Below are 16,925 nucleotides of genomic sequence, written 5' to 3'. Positions count from 1 at the left end.
AGCATAAGAAATCAAGTTGAACTAAACTTGATTTATTTAGAAAATTGTTCAACCCACTCCGGGGTTGGGAGCTTGAGCAATCTTCATCCCCGAGTTGCACACGGGGCTATTATTGTTCAACCCCTGCCGGGGTTTTAGGAGTTTTTAGCTACGACCGCATAAGCAAGATTGCAGATAATAAAACGAATTTGTACGAATAATTCGTGTTAGATGCGAAGCATCATTAGTGAAATTAGTGGCAAAAGAAAAATTCGCTTTGGAGGAATGAAGTTCAACCCTTATCAGGATTTCCAGGATTATTGAACTCTAAATAGACCATTGTAATAATTTAATTTTTAGCCACGAATTACACAAATTTTCACGAATTTTCACGAATAATTAGCGTTAGACACGCAGCAGCATCGAAGATAATTTCACGAATTTGTACGAATAATTCGTGTTAGATGCAAAGCATCATTAGTGAAATTAGTGGCAATAAAAAAATTGCTTTAGGGGAATGAAGTTCAACCCAATTTAGGGTTGGGGGGTGGCTTTTACTTCTTACCGAGTTGCACCCGGGGCTATTATTGTTCAACCCCTGCTGGGGTTTTATAGCAAATGATCATTCATTATGGAATTAATGGTCTGGCTAATAACTCTTTCAGAAATTACTATTTAAAGGAAGAAAGTATATCCCTTAACCTTTCATATTTCGTTCCATCTGTTATCACGGGTAACGTCACCGTCACATAAACTGTCATATCATCTTCACTGACACCACCCGCCATTTCCTGTCTGACATCTTTTTCTGAACCGAATTTGAATATAAAATCGGGAAGGCCTGAATTGCATGTGATTGATATCATACTCACTTTCATAGCCTCTTCCTGAACTTCTTTTAATTCTATATCGCCTATCACTTTTATAGGAAGTAAATACACGAATTCATTTTTCTCTGTTTCTGAAGACATCCATTTCATACAATGAATAACAACTGTATCCCGAACTATTGAAAACTCTACCGCTTCATTATAAGTATCTCCGTCTTGCTTCACAGAAGAAACAAAATTTTTTGATAGCGAGCGTAATTCTGCATTCTGTGCTGAATGTTGGCCAAATGTCATTGCACTTGCCATGCCCAGAAAAAACAAAACAATTATTATTCTCATGTTATTATTTAAAATTAGAAGTTAGAAGATAAAATTAGAAGTCAGAAGTCAGAAATTAGAAATTAGAAATTAGAATGGCGCTCCGTATGGTTATTGCCGATTACCGATTACCGATTACTGATAAGAAAGGTAGATGTTAGATGTTAGAAGGTAGATGGTCGTTATGTATATATCGTACATCACACATCACCCGATCACCCGATCACACATCACCTGATCACCCGATCACTCATTACCCATTACCTATTACTCATCACACATCAAAAATTAGAAGTTAGAAGTCAGAAATTAGAATGGCGTTCCGTATGATTTCATCGTTAGTATTAATCACACATCACTTATCGCTTATCCCACATAATTCGTCAATTATAATTCAATCAGGATTAAATCTAATTCTTCTATTTTAGTAAAACCTTTATCAGCGGTAACTAGGGGAATTTCATAAACCAAACCACTTGCAGCAATAATAGCATCAGGAATTTTTATACTATATTTTCTTTTCAACAGGATTGTTTGCTCTTTGATTCTATTGTTCCAATCAATTTGAAAGCAATCATTCAAAAGTGATTTAAGTTTTGTTTCATCTGAGATCGTGATTCCGGGAAAACCTAGTAATTCTAATTCAGAAATAAACGAAACACCAAAATTATATTCTAAAAAGGGCTCTATTATCTTATTCCCTTCGTGAAGGTATATGAGAAAATTCGTATCAGCAATGAAATCAATCTTCATTTTCTCTTGCTAAAATTTGATATTCTAAACCATCAATATTTCTTTTAAGCTTTCCAAAATGCTTGGTTAAGTTACCAGATTTAGTAGACTTCTTCAGTTTTTCACTTAATATTTTTGAAGTACTTTTTACATTTGATTTATCTATTACAATAGTCATTTCGATGTATTTTTACCAAAATTAATAAATTAATTGTCAAGTTTGCACAGAAGCATAGAATGTTTTTGTTCTATTTGATAAACGTAAATTTATTGATCGACGATCTTTGATTTGATGTAATTTTCAAAAAATATACACCTTCTGCAATATCCAGCTCACTTAAAGATATTGTAAAATTATTTCCATTAGGAATGAGGTCTAATTTCTTTGAAAGAACCGTTCTTCCAGAAACATTCAAAATCGAATAACTTAGCTCCTTTTCTATTCCACTATTTTGAAGTTTCACATTCAAAATACTATTTGTCGGGTTCGGATAAATGGCAGTTATAGCATTCTTATCTATGCCTTGGGCACTCAAAGGCGATTTGTAATTAGCCACCAATGTATCTCTTCCGAACAGCTCAATTTTGGTAGACAGCAATGACGAATCAGCAATAGTTATTTTCGAACCCTTCGATGACCAATGTGAAAATTCGTACGCATCATTGGTTCTTTTAGTTGAAATCAATTGATTCATATTGTCATAATAAGTCCCGGACCAAGGTAGTGAGGTGTGGTTCAAGGTATTTAGTTTGATTTCACCCACGTCAGGAGGATCTGTCATTATGGTTAATAAATAAGAATTCTCAGGTTCGTAGCATTCGGCAAGATTGTCAGCCAACTTAGTACATCTTATTTCAATAAAATCTTTCAATCTTTTAAGATTTTTATGCCATTCCGTCATATTGCCACCCCATCTTTCGACGTGTCTCGGCATATCAGGCTCTATATCGGCAATCATCCGGTCAAGGGTAGAAATCATGTTATCGCAACTAAATACGGTATTCATCAGATCGGCATATCTGCTATAATAGAGTTGGCGGAAATCTGCATTTTGATCCAACAATCTCAGCAGTATTTTCTCATGTTTTCCTAAATCATTTCCATTGAAAAAATTGTTTATAAATGTTGCTATCTGATTGATATCACAAGGTTCCGCATATGGAGAAATATCAGGAACACCACTGTAATTGATGTAGTAATCGAATGTTGCATCATTGTCCCACAGCGTATATCCCCACTTTTTATGTGTTCCTTTTTCGTTCAATCCTCTCCACCAACCTGTATTATAATTGAGCCAGTCAGAAGCGACTACATTAAGGTTCATGATAAAATAATCACTTAGGCTTACTAGGTCTATTGCTGCATCTACTTTTACATAATTAGAATCTATGCTCATATCTTTCTGAAGTACGAAATTCCTGATTTTAGTCCAATCTGAAAATGCTTTTCCTTCTCCATATTCAGCCCAACTGCCGCCCCATGTAGCGAGATATTGCAGGTCGTATTTGTCTTGCTTATAGTAAAAATCTGTATAATCATGATCATCAGGACGCTCTCTGACAGCATATACACCCCAATACTGACCATTCAGGAATACGATGCATCTTTGAGCTGTCCTTACATCCAGGCTCATATTTCCTTCTTTTGCGAGTGTATGCACATATTCATCTCTTAAGTGCGTACTTCCTTCATGGGCACCATCGTTGATGGCAGGATAATTATCATCGCCGGAAGCACGGAAGATGAATCTCTGGAACTCTTCTCTTTCTGATAGGTCAAAAATAGGTTGGTAAATTGCCGCAGAATAGCCCATTTCATCTCTGGTGATCCAGTCCAAACTTCTTTGGTTCAAGACCCATGAATCCTGTCCATGGCTATTTAGTTCACCATAGCCAATTGATTTCCTAGTCCTGGACTTATCAAAATACTCGATTGAACCGACTGGTCTCAATTCCTTCTCTCCTTCTGCCAGATCAGTTAATTTATCTGCGGCAACAGAAAATACCGGAACCGAAAATTCTTCATTAATAAAATAAGTGTTGAACTCACAGAAGCTGTGGAATATCGTAGTATCATCATCGAATGCGATGAGCTTCAATACGGTAGTAGCAGCAATTTCGATGCTATCCGGAAATAATGCTGATGTCTGGGATGGTGCATAACCATTCAGTGTATATCTAACTTTTACATTGTCCGGAAAGCTGTTTAATAACCGAACGACGACCGTATTATCGAAGTTGCCTGAAGTCACAGTCACTTGTGGCTTGGCGCTGTAAGCACTGAATTGATAACCTTCGGTAGATTGGTTATTGGCACCGGGTGTAGCGATGGTGCTGTAGACCCATGCTGCGCCGCCATCCATCGAACGGCAAACACTTTGTTCGACTTGTGTGATGGGCAGTTTTATTTTGTCAACAAGAGATTTGTCAGGTTTGGACAGAATGACATAATCTTTTTGTTCTGTTTGATTCAATTTGAAATCAGTGTGCACCTTACCATTTTTGAATTCGTCTCTGCCGGATGCGAATACGACCAGGTAGTCGTGTGCTGATATTTTGACACCTGTGGGAAAGGACCATTTGGTCGGCTTGGCGTCATTATCGGAGAGGTACCATCCTTCCAGATTCACTTCAGAATCGCTTGTATTGTATAGTTCTATCCAGTCTTCAGCTTTGGTATAATTGTCCATGTAGCTTGCCAGATTGGAGGCGGAGAACTCATTGACCACGACCTGGGCCTTGAGCATAGAAAAATTTAAAAGAAGAAAAAGGCATGTAAATCTGACTATCATCGAATGTTATTTAAAAATTTCGATAAATATAGTATTTTTTGGTTTGAAGATTGGAGATTGTTTGAGATTGAAATTTGATTTTTGAGGATGAAATTATAAATTAAGGGATATAAATGTGCACGATGAATAGACGCCAGCTTTAGCTGACGGATCACAAATGACAAGTGAATGGACTTTAGTCTCTGGAGAAAAATAAATCTTAGTAAAAATTGGATTGTATTATTAATTAATTACTTTTAAATTCATTCACCCATCAACCCCATCACCCGCCTCCCATCTTCACCATCGTCGCATGATTCCTGGTAGTCGCTTCTACCTTCAGCACTTTTTCGATGAGGTTGTTGGAGAATTTGGAATCACTGTACTTCGTGTTGACCAGAATGTAGATGATCTTTTCATGGACAGTGTATAAGTCGATGTCATTGGCGAGTGCCATGAGTTTTTCTACATTTTCTTTTGTTGGCTTTTCTGAAAGTAAGGTATAATAAAGTCTACCTTCTTCCGGCTTTTTAGATAGATATGGATTGGATTTCAGGTATTCATTGATCAAGGAAGTAGGCCAGACGAGCACCGGAACGACGAAATTAAACGTATCGAGAATGCCTTTTTTGATCTTAGCCTGCAACTTTCCCTCCTCTTTTTCCTTACTTTTAAAGAATATATTTCCACTCTGGATGTAGGTCTGCACTTCCTCAAATCCCAGATCTTCCATCATCGCCTTCAATTCGACCATCTTGATCGACTTCTGTCCTGCGACATTGATACCCCTCAGAAATGCTGCAAATGTCTGCATCTTATTTTTTTGTAAATTTATTCATCGCTTCTGTAATACCGATCGTCCCGAATGCAAAAACACCACCTGCCGCATGTTTGATGATGTCAGGAAGCGTTTCCTGTTCTTTTTTATCCCATTTACCCAGCACATAATCCACTTGTCGACCTCGGGAAAAATTGTCTCCGATACCGACGCGCATACGGGCATAAACATGATTGCCAAAGGTTTCATTGATATGTTTTAGGCCATTGTGTCCGCCATCAGATCCATTAGGACGGATGCGCACGCTACCAAATTTAATATTCAGGTCATCCGTCACTACGAGCAAACTTTCCTGCTTGAGTGACAATTTTTGCAACCAATATCGCACCGCCTTGCCACTGAGATTCATATAAGTGGATGGTTTGAGCAAATAAAATGTTCTTCCTTTATGTTTGACGATGGCGACATCACCCAGATGCTCATGTTTGAAGGCCGCTCCCGCCTCTGCGGCCATGTAATCCAACACTTCAAAACCTACATTGTGACGTGTACCATCATAATCAGCGCCCATATTGCCGAGTCCGGCGATCAGATATTTCATTTCGGCTTCCCCTTCTTTTTCCTTTTTTCTGAATAGATCAAATAATCCCATAATGGCTGCAAAAATAGGTGAGTACCGGCACATAATGACATTGAAATATATGTTTTTTATCATTTACAAATATCTTGTTATATGTTTGTGGTGTTTTTATGAGCGATCAGATGGACTTTTTATTGGTTGGAATCGTATGTTTTCAAGTAAAAAGTGAATTATCAAATGCGCTAATCACCAATGTCAGCAGCGAAAATGTGGCAAGATTGAAAGTGACATTGGCACCATTTTTCATTATTTCTAAAGGTACAAACCAAGATGGGTCAAAAATTATTAATCGTAGAGTCCCCCGCCAAAGCAAAAACAATTGAAAAATTTCTGGGAAAGATTTTGTCGTAAAATCTAGTTTCGGTCATGTTCGCGATCTGGATAAAGGCAACAATGGTATAGATATACAGAACAACTTCAAGCCAAACTATGTCGTCACTCCCGACAAAGCCCGCGTAGTCAAAGACCTCAAAGACACTATGAAGAAGTCTGAAGAAGTCTGGCTCGCTACGGATGAGGATCGCGAAGGGGAGGCAATTAGCTGGCACCTTTGCGAAGTTTTAGGCCTGGATCCACGCACCACAAAACGCATCGTATTCCGAGAGATCACAAAGAGCGCAATACAAAGTGCAGTGGCATCTCCCAGGAATCTGGATCTGGATCTCGTCAATGCCCAGCAAGCGAGAAGAGTCCTGGATAGACTCGTAGGTTTCGAACTTTCAGAGGTATTGTGGCGTAAGATCAAGGCATCTTTGTCGGCAGGAAGAGTTCAGTCAGTGGCTGTGCGACTCGTGGTGGACAGAGAAAGAGAGATCACAAAATTCGAAGTAGAGACTTTTTTCAAGGTCAAAGCATCCTTCCCTGTGGAAATGGGCAATGAGAAAAAGACCTTACTAATCGCTGAATCTGACAAAAGATTCGCAGTAGAAAGTGACGCACAGGCATTTTTAGAGAAATGTATCGGCACCACTTATAAAGTACACAACATCACTGTCAAACCGGGCAGCAGAAAACCGGCTCCCCCTTTCACTACTTCAACGCTACAGCAGGAAGCCAGTCGCAAGATGGGTTTTGGGGTAAAGCGCACGATGATCGCGGCACAAAGACTTTACGAGGCCGGTCTTATCACTTATATGAGAACGGATTCAACCAATTTGAGTGAAACAGCTCTTACAGAAATCGCACAAAATATCGAACAGACATTCGGTGCAAAATATGTAGAGACCAGAAGATACAAAACGAAGAATGATTCTGCACAAGAGGCGCACGAGGCCATCAGACCTTCGTATATAGAAAATAAATCCATCCACAACCAGGACAAGGACCAGGAAAAACTGTACGAACTGATTTGGAAGAGAACGATTGCTTCACAGATGGCAAATGCTATTCTTGAAAAAACAGATATTGATATCGCCATCGCTGCGCATCCGGGACAATTCCTGAGAGCATCCGGTGAAGTAGTTAAATTCGACGGATTCTTGAGAGTATATTTCGAATCTGTGGATGATGAAGAAGATGATACACTAGATACCTTGCTACCACCAGTGACTGTCGGTCAACCGCTTAAACTGAACGAGATGACGGCTACACAAAGATTTACTAAACCTGCTGCAAGATATACGGAGGCTAGTTTGGTAAAGAAAATGGAAGAATTGGGCATCGGTAGGCCATCTACATATGCACCAACCATCTCTAAGATCATGGAGGAAAACAGGGGCTATGTGGTGAAAGAATCCAGAGATGGCGTCAAACGAAATTATAAATTACTGACCCTCAAGGCTGATAAAATCACCGGTGATGTAATGTCTGAAAATACCGGAGCAAGCAAAAATCAGCTGTTTCCAACGGATATGGGTATGCTCGTGACAGACTTTCTGAATGAGCATTTCGATAAGGTCATGGACTATCATTTTACTGCGGAGATCGAAAAAGAATTTGATATCATCGCTGATGGCAATCTTGAATGGACGAAGATGATCAGTAGTTTCTATAATCCATTTCATCAAACTGTTGAAGAAACCAAAGAAAATGCTGCAAGGGCAAGCGGAGAGCGTGTTCTGGGAATAGACCCTGCATCAGGCAGATCTATACTAGTGAGACTGAGCAGATATGGTAAGCCAATCGTTCAGATCGGTAAAACGGAAGAATTGGGTGAAGACGAAAAACCCCAATATGCCAACCTTAAGCCAGGGCAGTCTTTGGAAACCATTGAATTGGAAGAGGCATTCGCATTATTTGCATTGCCGATGGATCTGGGGGAATATGAAGGTCTTGCTGTTTCAGTCAATATCGGAAGGTTCGGTCCCTATGTGAAATTTGGTGATGCTTTTGTGAGCTTGCCGAAAGGAGAAGATGCATATAGTGTAGATCTCGATCGTGCAATTGAAGTCATAGAAGCTAAAAGAAAGTCTGAAGCAGCTGTAGGAATGTTTGAAGGAAAAGGCATCACAAAAGGAACAGGAAGATTCGGACCATTCATTAAGTGGAATGACCTGTATATCAACGTTCCTCGTAGATATAATCTGGAAACAATTAGTCAGGCAGAAATGGAAGAATTGATCGAAATGAAGGTCAATAAAGAAGCCAACAGATACATCAGACAGTGGGAAAGTGAGAAAATATCCATCGAGAATGGCCGTTGGGGTCCGTTCATAAAATTTGGCAAAACAATGCTGAAGTTGGGTAAAAATAAAGATGGACAAAACTTTACTGATGACCAATTGGCAAATATCTCTCTTGAGGAAGTAATGGCCATCATCGAAACTCAGGAACCTGGCGCATTTGCAAAAAAAGCAAAAGCTCCTGCAAAGAAAGCTCCGATAAAGAAAGCACCTGCTAAAAAGGCACCGATAAAAAAATAATCATGCAGGCTATCATTCTAGCTGCAGGTTTTGGGACTCGTCTCAGGCCATTGACAGATCATACACCAAAGGCATTGGTCAAATGTGCCGGCAAATGTATGATCGATCATGCCATAGCCTACCTGGAGTCATATGGTTTCGATAGGATCATCATCAATGTGCATCATTTTGGAGAGCAGATCATTGAACATATTAACAATCATCATTACAAGGCTGAAATTCTAATTTCGGACGAAATGGCAGAACTAAAAGACACCGGTGGAGCGCTTGTAGCTGCTTTGCCATTGATGAATGAGGAAGACAGCATTTTAATCTTCAACACGGATGTGATAACGGATCTCGATCTTCAGGAACTTGCTTCAGCACACGAATCTTCAGACAGTTCAGCGACATTAATCGTACAGGAGCGGGAAAGCACCAGAAAACTTGTTTTTAATGCGGAAAACCATCTTAATGGTTGGTATAATTATAAGACAGAAGAAAGTATTGGCGACATAGAAAACGCACCAAACTCCTCTTTTTTCGCATTCAGTGGAATTCATATGATCGACAGGTCATTGGTGGAGAGATTTGCTGAAATGTATGGTGACAAACCTTTTCCAATGATACCTGCTTATTTGTCCTGTATAAATGAGGTCAATATTCAGGCTTATAAAGCGGGAAAGGATACGGTCTGGTTGGAGACGGGGAGTCAGGAGCGGTTGAAGGAGGCAGAGGAGTGGGTGAAGAATGGTAGATGGTAAATGTTAGATGGGTGTTTCGTAAAAAACTGTATTTATATCTTTTTAAGAAAATTAGAAATTAGTTAACCTGGAATTCTTTGCTTCCAAAATCAAAATAGATAACTTGATGAAAATGGAACGGAGGTGACACTAATTTTTATAATAGATTAAAACTCCATATATTTTAGCCACTACCTCGAAGCAGCATCGCAGATAATTTCACTAATTTTCACGAATAAATTCGTGTTAGATGCAAAGCATCATTCGTGCAATTAGTGGCTAATAATTCTTTTTTGGGCGAATGCTCAAATGAGAGTATAAAGTTTAAATCTAAACAACTTATGTCAAATACTCGGACTGTAAAAATTTAGTTTTAGTTATATAGAAGAAGCTAGAAATTAGTTAACCTGGAATTCTTTGCTTCCAAAATCAAAATAGATAACTTGATGAAAACGTAACGGAGATGACACTAATTTTTATAATAGATTAAAACTCCACATATTTTAGCCACTACCGCGAAGCAACATCGCAGATAATTTCACTAATTTTCACGAATAAATTCGTGTTAGATGCAAAGCATCATTCGTGCAATTAGTGGCTAATAATTCTTTTTTGGGCGAATGCTAAAATGAGCGTATAAAGTTTAAATCTAAACAACTTATGTCAAATACTTGAACTGTAAAAATTTAGTTTTAGTTATATAGAAAAATGAGTTCTTTCTTAACTAAATTACCCATTACCCATCACCCATTACCCATTACCCATTACCCATTACCTATTATAAAATTTCTAAATCAGCTCCGTAAATTCAGTGTACAAATTCCTGCTACTCCACCTTCTTCAAATCCTTTTCTACAATCGGCCATTTTAAGATCGCAGATTCTTTTTTAGCATGAAACTCCGCGGTTTTGGTTTTACCGGTCTCTGCAGCCGCATCAATTAGTTGGCCAGCTTTGGTTTGTGTCTCTCCTTGAATTTCTCTACTTAAATCTGTATAAATTTTACGTTCGTCTTTTTTGTGCTCTTCTTCATGAGCATTCAGACTGGCATATACTTTATCCCATGCTGCAATGATCCGAGTTTTGTAATCCTTTTCTTTTTCATCTTTTTCTCCAGCGATCGAGGCTTTGATTGTGGAATATTCTGTCCATCGTGGCATAGTTTTGACTATCTTAACGGTGAATGTCGTTGAAACAGTCTTTTTATCAGCGTTTTCAACAAAGTTGATGTTGGCAGGAACAACAGGCAGAATACCTCCAGATTCTGTCTTATTCGACAGCTGAGCCACTATCTCATCGTATGTGCCACTATAATCAATAAATTTATTGTCGTCAATTACGGTGATTATTCCACCTTTAACTTTTGGGCTTTCATCTTTGGGTTCTTCCTTTGTTTCCGGTTCATCTCTTTGAATAGGTTTTGTGCTATCGGCTTTTAATTGAAAGGGTGGTGAGTGAAAGCGGTTATTTTCCTTTTTATTGTTCTCATCCGCACTTCCACCGGAATCCATTATATGGTCTCCAAGACCAGGAAGCAGGTCGCTTTTCTTTTCTGATTCCCCTTCTGCCTTTTTTTGGATTGGTTGAGTGGTTACATTTGTGATCAAATTAAACACAGCAGCTTTTCTCTGCACGGTGACATTATTCTCTTGGACAAGATCATTTGAGGCATTGTCATAAGCTGCATTTATAACTGATTTTTCAGAATGGTCCGCTTCCTTAATGTAACTCATGATTTAAATTGTGTCCACATATTCAACAGATTTCTATGATGACTTTTGAATGGAATTTTCGGATAATTTTTTAGTTCTATCTCTGCACTTCTCAAGAACATTTTGTGTTTATATCACCATTATTCATTTTATATTGAGTGTCGCAATTATTGAGGATGTTACCGGGTAACTTCATCCTAATTTCAATACATAGAGGATGTATTTTACTTGAAAAGCGTTGGTTAAACGCAAAAAAAATCCAAACACACAGACTTGTATGTTTGGATATGTAACTTTCTATGAAGTAATGCTATACGGGTTCCTTCACTAACAACTGAAATCCATTTCCATGAATGTTTACGATCTCGATGTTTTCATCTTTTTTAAGATATTTTCTTAGTTTGGTGACAAATACATCCATACTGCGCGCAGTGAAATAATTGTCCTCACCCCATATCTTGGTTAATGCATCTGATCGCTGAAGTACAAAATTTTGTTTTTGGCAAAACATTTTTAACAACATTGCTTCCTTTGGAGAGAGTTTCTCCTCATCGCCTATTTCTGGTGTATAAGTCAGGATACGCAATGGAAAATTGAATTCATATTTTCCAATTGTGTAATCTGTAATTTCGTCGGCGACGTCCACTTTGGGTGCACTTCTTTTTAATAGCGCTTGTATTCTTAGCAACAATTCTTCAGAAGAAAAAGGTTTTGTCATATAATCATCTGCTCCAACTTTGAAACCCTGGATGATGTCTTCTTTCATGTTTTTAGCAGTGAGAAAGATGATGGGCAGTTCCTTATCCTTTTCCCTGATTTCCTTTGCTAATGTCAACCCATCTTTTCTGGGCATCATGACATCAAATATACCAAGATCATACTTCGCTTTACGATAATATTCCATGCCGGAGACACCATCCTTGGCTAGTTCTACCTCATAGTCATTCATCTCCAGATAACTTTTTAATACATCCCCAAAATTCTGATCATCCTCAACTAATAATATCCTTTGTGCACTTGAACCCATTCTTCTAAATTTTAACTTTTGTTAAGAGTATTTACATTTAACGTATTTTAATCGTCGTTTTGTTGCTTGTAAGGAAAAGAAAGTGTAAAAGTACTTCCTTTGCCTAGTTCTGTCTTGACATCTACACTTCCTTTATGAGCTGCCATCATGGCCTTTACATAACTTAAACCTAATCCGAAACCCTTGACGTCATGCAGGTTTCCACTGGTTGCCCTATAAAATTTATCAAATATATGTTTTTTCTGATCTTTAGACATTCCAATACCTTTATCTGAAACAATAATATCAATACCTTCAGCAGTATTTTTAGTAGTTACCGTAAGTTCCGGATATTCAGGAGAGTATTTATTAGCATTGTCAAGTAGATTATGGACCATACTTGATATATGAGTGACGTCGCCTTGAATTACGTCTGGATCTGCTTCATAGAAGGTTTCAATGTAACCATTTTTCTGTTCTACCTGAAGGTTTATATGCTCCACAGCTGTTTTTATGATGTCATGAAGGTGTAGATCAGAAATATTTAATTTCAGTTTCTGACGATCGATCAGTGCCATCTGCAAAACCTTCTCCACTTGATTCAGCATTCTATTGTTCTCCTGTTTTATGATCCCCAGGAAGCGCATGATCTTATCCGGGTTCGATATTATATTGACATTCTTAATACTATCTGTGGCTAGTGAAATAGTAGCAATGGGTGTTTTAAATTCATGAGTCATATTATTGATGAAATCATTCTTCATATTGGACAATTTCTTTTGTCTCAATATCTCATAAATAGTAAATATAAAAGTGAAGAGAATGATTGCGGTGAATATTGCTGAACTAATAATGATCCACCAAATCGGTTCAAAGTAAGACCTATTTGGAAAATAGATCATCAGCAGCCCATGTTCCAGACTTCCGCTATCGTTGAATATCGAAACTTTAAAATTAGTGTTAAATAAGCCCTTGTCCATTGAGCTGTGATATACGTTTTTATTGAAGCTTTCTACTGCATAATAACCGTTTAGAATAACAAAACTCTTAGCTGTCAGTGAATAGACGCCGTATGTAAATTCATCTTTAATGTCCTTATCGGCAAGACCGACCTTTATAAAGTTGTTTAGTTGATTTACTTTAATTCGTTCTGCAAGGCTAGTCTCATTGAACATACGACGAAGACTTTCATATTCAAATTCATCGGCCATAGTCTGACTGCTGGATTTAGACCCAAATGTCTGCTGGTAAATCCTGAATCTTTCTGCATTCCTTAATTGATCGGCCACTTTATTGAGCACATCGAATACATCTGTTTTGAATTTATCTTCAGAAGTTTTGATGGCACTGGCGATCCAATAGTACTGTATCGCACCGAGACCAATGAGTGCGATACTCATCAGGGTGATCAATAACCATATCGTTCGTCTGCTCATGGAGTAAATGTATAAAAATTATATTGGCAAGTCATTATTTCTATATTACCGGCAACGACTTTTTCCAAACTAAATATTTAAACGAATTTGCAAGTAAAGGTTTAATTTTTAAATGATAATATTTTCTTAAAATAAATCACCTCATTTTAGACATCATAATATTAGCAATTTTTAGGTGAGGTCAGAGATAATCTAAAATTTTAGTTTGTAATTAATTTGCTGAATTAAATCAAAGTAAACTAACAGATGTTCGCTAAGTATTATATTTAACTATATTTGCAAAAAAATCATAAACGTGAGTTATCAATTTTATCCATTGACAGTAGATTATCTTCATAAAGAAACGGAGGATAGCGTCATAATTGGATTTAACACAAATGGAGCAGCTAATTTTAAATTCGTCGCGGGTCAAAATATTACCATTAAATTATTTCATGAAGGGGAAGAGCTACGTCGGACTTATTCGATTTGCACGAGCCCTTCAGAAGGACGACTTCAGATAGGAGGGCCATTAAGGATGTTTTTTCACATTTTGCACTCAATAAGTTAAAAGTGGGAGATGTGCTTGAAGTCATGCCGCCCATTGGTAATTTTGTTGTCAATAATAAAGAGGCTGCATCCGGTCAGTTTGTTTTTTTTGCGACAGGAAGTGGTATTACACCTGTTATTTCTATGATAAAAGAAAAACTGGAAAGTGACCCGAATGCTCAATGTTTATTGTTCTACAGCAATAAGAACATTGGTTCTATGATGTTCAGAGATGAGTTAGATGGTTTGAAAAATAAAAATCTCACAAGGCTCCAAGTGGTAAATATTTTCAGCAGAGAGCAACTAGACAATGAGCTGTTCTACGGAAGAATGTCCTCCCAGAAATGTAATTCATTGATCGACCAGTTCATTAATGAACCAAAGTTGGCACAATATTTTATTTGTGGACCTGAAGATCTTACCTTGGTAATTAAAGACCTATTACTACAGACTTACGGTATACCTGCACCACAAGTTCATTTTGAATTGTTCCATACCGGAGCCGTCAAGGCAGTTGAACAGGCAACTGTTTCGACTACAGGACTAGCTAAAGTGACAGTTCGTCTGGATGGGAAGGAGACCACATTCGATCTGGCATATGATAAGCAAAGCATATTGGATGCGGGTATAAAAAATGGCCTTGATCTTCCATATGCTTGTAAGGGTGGCGTATGCAGTACGTGTAAAGCGCATTTGGGAAGAGGAAAAGTGCATATGGACCTAAACTATTCATTGGAGGAGGACGAATTGCAGGATGGATTTATATTGACTTGTCAATCACATCCAAGAGAAGATGAGCTGTTTGTGGATTACGATTATTGATGTCAGTGGTCAGTGGTCAGTGGTCAGTGGTCAGTGGTCAGTGGTCAGTGGTCAGAAACTAGAAATAAAGTGTAAAGGATGCTAAAATTAAAATTTAAGACAGGAACTTTGCAAAAGAAAAATAACTAAGCCTAAAGCTTAAACCCAACCAAATGAACCGAAGAGACCACATACTTTCAGAGGCAGCCAAGATCATCAAAGCTCATGGTTATGCCGGAGCAACGATGCGAGATATAGCTGAGGCTGTTGGCGTGGAGGTAAGTAGCCTATACAACCATATTTCTTCCAAACAGGAAATTCTTTCATCTATTTGTTTCTCTATTGGGCAGGAATATATTGAAGGGTTGACAATCCTATTGAACAATAAACTTTCTTACAAGAAGCAACTCAAAGGCATCATTCATCTGCATGTTGATTTGGCAGCTAAGCATCAGGCGAGTATGCAGGTATTTGAGGAAGAGTGGAAGCACTTGAAAGATGGGGAGATGGAGCACTTTAAAGAAATGCGCCAAAATTATGAAAATAAATTATTAGTTTTCTTTCAACAAGGTATAGAATCGCGCAAGTTCAAGTCCATTGATCAGAAAGTATTATTGTACCACTTTCTATCCTCATTAAAATGGTTGAATTTCTATTTTAAAGAAAATAAAACATTGGATATTGATCTATTAAAAAAACAGGTCAATCAGTTGATTTGCAATGGATTGATACTATAAACAATTAAAGCCGAACAACTGTTAGTTAACAATAATATTAAATCGAAGCATCATGAATGAATTAGAGGTTAAATTTGAAGCACGCATAGCAAAGGACGAGAAGATTGAGCCTAATGATTTTATGCCGGATCACTATCGGAAGACTTTAATTCGACAGATTGCACAACATGCTCATTCAGAATTGGTGGGAATGTTGCCTGAGGGAAATTGGATTACGCGTGCACCATCACTGAAAAGAAAAGCTATTTTACTTGCCAAAGTACAGGATGAAGCGGGTCACGGACTTTATCTTTATAGTGCTTGCGAAACGCTGGGCGTGGAGCGAGATGATTTATTCGAGCAATTACATGACGGCAGAGCTAAATATTCAAGTATTTTCAATTACCCTACACTTACCTGGGCGGACATGGGCGCAGTTGGTTGGTTGGTAGATGGAGCTGCTATCATGAATCAAGTGCCTCTTTGCAGAGCATCTTATGGCCCTTATGCCAGAGCGATGGTGCGCGTCTGCAAGGAAGAATCCTTTCATCAGCGTCAAGGCTTTGAAATAATGCTTACACTATCCAAGGGTTCTGCTGAACAAAAAGCTATGGCTCAAGATGCGTTGAACAGGTGGTGGTGGCCATCTCTTATGATGTTCGGCCCGGAAGATAAGGACTCAACACATACGGAACAAAGTATGCGTTGGAAGATTAAACGATTTAGTAACGATGAACTTCGTCAACGTTTCGTAGACATGACAAAACCACAGGCTGATCTTTTAGGTTTGACAATTCCTGATCCAGATCTGAAGTGGAACGAAGAAAAACAAGGTTACGATTTTGGAGAGATAGACTGGGAAGAATTCTGGCAAGTTGTCAAAGGCAACGGTCCATGTAATGAAGAGCGTGTAGAGGCAAGGAGAAAGGCATGGGATGACGGACAGTGGGTGAGGGAAGCTGCGATGGCGCACGCTGTTAAAATGAATAATTTACATTTTACAATGAATAATGAATAATGAATAATGAACAATGAATAATATTGCGAAGAATGGAAATTGTAAAGTAATTTGTTCTAAATTTCGCAGAAATAAATA

At 38.1% G+C, this 16,925-nt stretch carries 15 protein-coding genes; 6 read left to right on the top strand and 9 right to left on the bottom strand.

Annotation, left to right across the window (positions count from 1 at the left end; genetic code table 11):
- Positions 1-650: 650 nt before the first annotated feature.
- From IPI15_RS14250 to pth, 6 genes are all read right to left on the bottom strand, one after another.
- Complete coding sequence (locus IPI15_RS14250; RefSeq protein WP_287420822.1) at positions 651-1,148, bottom strand: hypothetical protein; 498 nt, start codon at positions 1,146-1,148, stop codon at positions 651-653.
- Positions 1,149-1,514: 366 nt separating this feature from the next.
- Positions 1,515-1,880: a type II toxin-antitoxin system VapC family toxin gene (locus IPI15_RS14245; RefSeq protein WP_287420820.1), complete on the bottom strand. Its 366-nt coding sequence runs from the start codon at positions 1,878-1,880 to the stop codon at positions 1,515-1,517.
- The gene (locus IPI15_RS14240; RefSeq protein WP_287420818.1) at positions 1,870-2,037 is read right to left on the bottom strand and encodes a hypothetical protein; all 168 of its coding nucleotides are present in this window, start codon (positions 2,035-2,037) and stop codon (positions 1,870-1,872) included. The genes IPI15_RS14245 and IPI15_RS14240 overlap by 11 nt, the downstream gene beginning before the upstream one ends.
- 70 nt (positions 2,038-2,107) lie before the next feature.
- Complete coding sequence (locus IPI15_RS14235) at positions 2,108-4,651, bottom strand: CotH family protein (RefSeq protein ID WP_287420816.1); 2,544 nt, start codon at positions 4,649-4,651, stop codon at positions 2,108-2,110.
- Positions 4,652-4,913: 262 nt separating this feature from the next.
- Positions 4,914-5,444, bottom strand: a complete 531-nt coding sequence (locus IPI15_RS14230) for a DUF1697 domain-containing protein (RefSeq protein WP_287420814.1) — start codon at positions 5,442-5,444, stop codon at positions 4,914-4,916.
- A 1-nt stretch (position 5,445) separates the two neighbouring features.
- Positions 5,446-6,123, bottom strand: a complete 678-nt coding sequence (gene pth / locus IPI15_RS14225; protein WP_287420812.1) for an aminoacyl-tRNA hydrolase — start codon at positions 6,121-6,123, stop codon at positions 5,446-5,448.
- Positions 6,124-6,374: 251 nt separating this feature from the next.
- Between pth and topA the strand changes: the two genes are divergently transcribed.
- Positions 6,375-8,909: a type I DNA topoisomerase gene (gene topA, locus IPI15_RS14220; protein WP_353845309.1), complete on the top strand. Its 2,535-nt coding sequence runs from the start codon at positions 6,375-6,377 to the stop codon at positions 8,907-8,909.
- A 2-nt stretch (positions 8,910-8,911) separates the two neighbouring features.
- Positions 8,912-9,652 (top strand): nucleotidyltransferase family protein, encoded by a 741-nt coding sequence (locus tag IPI15_RS14215; protein ID WP_287420810.1) that lies wholly within the window; start codon positions 8,912-8,914, stop codon positions 9,650-9,652.
- Between the two features lie 805 nt (positions 9,653-10,457).
- On the opposite strand, the gene IPI15_RS14210 is transcribed toward IPI15_RS14215, so the two are convergent.
- The 3 genes from IPI15_RS14210 to IPI15_RS14200 form a co-directional block, all read right to left on the bottom strand.
- The gene (locus IPI15_RS14210) at positions 10,458-11,363 is read right to left on the bottom strand and encodes a hypothetical protein (protein WP_287420809.1); all 906 of its coding nucleotides are present in this window, start codon (positions 11,361-11,363) and stop codon (positions 10,458-10,460) included.
- Positions 11,364-11,652: 289 nt separating this feature from the next.
- The gene (locus IPI15_RS14205) at positions 11,653-12,369 is read right to left on the bottom strand and encodes a response regulator transcription factor (RefSeq protein WP_287405631.1); all 717 of its coding nucleotides are present in this window, start codon (positions 12,367-12,369) and stop codon (positions 11,653-11,655) included.
- Positions 12,370-12,416: 47 nt separating this feature from the next.
- Positions 12,417-13,784 carry a sensor histidine kinase gene (locus IPI15_RS14200; RefSeq protein ID WP_287405632.1) on the bottom strand — a complete coding sequence of 456 codons (1,368 nt, stop codon included), beginning with the start codon at positions 13,782-13,784 and terminating at the stop codon, positions 12,417-12,419.
- A 295-nt stretch (positions 13,785-14,079) separates the two neighbouring features.
- Between IPI15_RS14200 and IPI15_RS14195 the strand changes: the two genes are divergently transcribed.
- The 4 genes from IPI15_RS14195 to paaA all read left to right on the top strand — a co-directional run bounded on the left by IPI15_RS14195 (position 14,080) and on the right by paaA (position 16,847).
- Positions 14,080-14,334 carry a ferredoxin reductase domain-containing protein gene (locus IPI15_RS14195; RefSeq protein WP_287420807.1) on the top strand — a complete coding sequence of 85 codons (255 nt, stop codon included), beginning with the start codon at positions 14,080-14,082 and terminating at the stop codon, positions 14,332-14,334.
- A 2-nt stretch (positions 14,335-14,336) separates the two neighbouring features.
- Positions 14,337-15,134, top strand: coding sequence for a 2Fe-2S iron-sulfur cluster-binding protein (locus tag IPI15_RS14190; RefSeq protein ID WP_287420805.1), 798 nt, complete (start codon positions 14,337-14,339; stop codon positions 15,132-15,134).
- A 152-nt stretch (positions 15,135-15,286) separates the two neighbouring features.
- On the top strand, positions 15,287-15,850 hold the full coding sequence (locus IPI15_RS14185) for a TetR/AcrR family transcriptional regulator (protein WP_287420803.1): 564 nt from the start codon (positions 15,287-15,289) through the stop codon (positions 15,848-15,850).
- A gap of 52 nt (positions 15,851-15,902) precedes the next feature.
- Complete coding sequence (gene paaA / locus IPI15_RS14180) at positions 15,903-16,847, top strand: 1,2-phenylacetyl-CoA epoxidase subunit PaaA (protein WP_287420801.1); 945 nt, start codon at positions 15,903-15,905, stop codon at positions 16,845-16,847.
- Positions 16,848-16,925 lie beyond the last annotated feature (78 nt).

This window comes from Candidatus Brachybacter algidus, from assembly GCF_016707225.1.
In the GTDB taxonomy this organism is placed as follows: domain Bacteria; phylum Bacteroidota; class Bacteroidia; order Chitinophagales; family Saprospiraceae; genus Parvibacillus; species Parvibacillus algidus.
Note: the sequence above shows the minus strand (reverse complement) of the source record. Positions and strands in the feature narration are given on the sequence as shown.

What these genes read in the sequence shown, in the direction of transcription:
- IPI15_RS14235 (WP_287420816.1), bottom strand. Translation starts at nt 4,651, where the DNA reads ATGATAGTCAGATTTACATGCCTTTTTCTTCTTTTAAATTTTTCTATG.
- IPI15_RS14200 (WP_287405632.1), bottom strand. Translation starts at nt 13,784, where the DNA reads ATGAGCAGACGAACGATATGGTTATTGATCACCCTGATGAGTATCGCA.
- IPI15_RS14245 (WP_287420820.1), bottom strand. Translation starts at nt 1,880, where the DNA reads ATGAAGATTGATTTCATTGCTGATACGAATTTTCTCATATACCTTCAC.
- IPI15_RS14185 (WP_287420803.1), top strand. Translation starts at nt 15,287, where the DNA reads ATGAACCGAAGAGACCACATACTTTCAGAGGCAGCCAAGATCATCAAA.
- IPI15_RS14230 (WP_287420814.1), bottom strand. Translation starts at nt 5,444, where the DNA reads ATGCAGACATTTGCAGCATTTCTGAGGGGTATCAATGTCGCAGGACAG.
- paaA (WP_287420801.1), top strand. Translation starts at nt 15,903, where the DNA reads ATGAATGAATTAGAGGTTAAATTTGAAGCACGCATAGCAAAGGACGAG.
- IPI15_RS14250 (WP_287420822.1), bottom strand. Translation starts at nt 1,148, where the DNA reads ATGAGAATAATAATTGTTTTGTTTTTTCTGGGCATGGCAAGTGCAATG.
- IPI15_RS14205 (WP_287405631.1), bottom strand. Translation starts at nt 12,369, where the DNA reads ATGGGTTCAAGTGCACAAAGGATATTATTAGTTGAGGATGATCAGAAT.
- pth (WP_287420812.1), bottom strand. Translation starts at nt 6,123, where the DNA reads ATGATAAAAAACATATATTTCAATGTCATTATGTGCCGGTACTCACCT.
- IPI15_RS14215 (WP_287420810.1), top strand. Translation starts at nt 8,912, where the DNA reads ATGCAGGCTATCATTCTAGCTGCAGGTTTTGGGACTCGTCTCAGGCCA.
- IPI15_RS14210 (WP_287420809.1), bottom strand. Translation starts at nt 11,363, where the DNA reads ATGAGTTACATTAAGGAAGCGGACCATTCTGAAAAATCAGTTATAAAT.
- IPI15_RS14240 (WP_287420818.1), bottom strand. Translation starts at nt 2,037, where the DNA reads ATGACTATTGTAATAGATAAATCAAATGTAAAAAGTACTTCAAAAATA.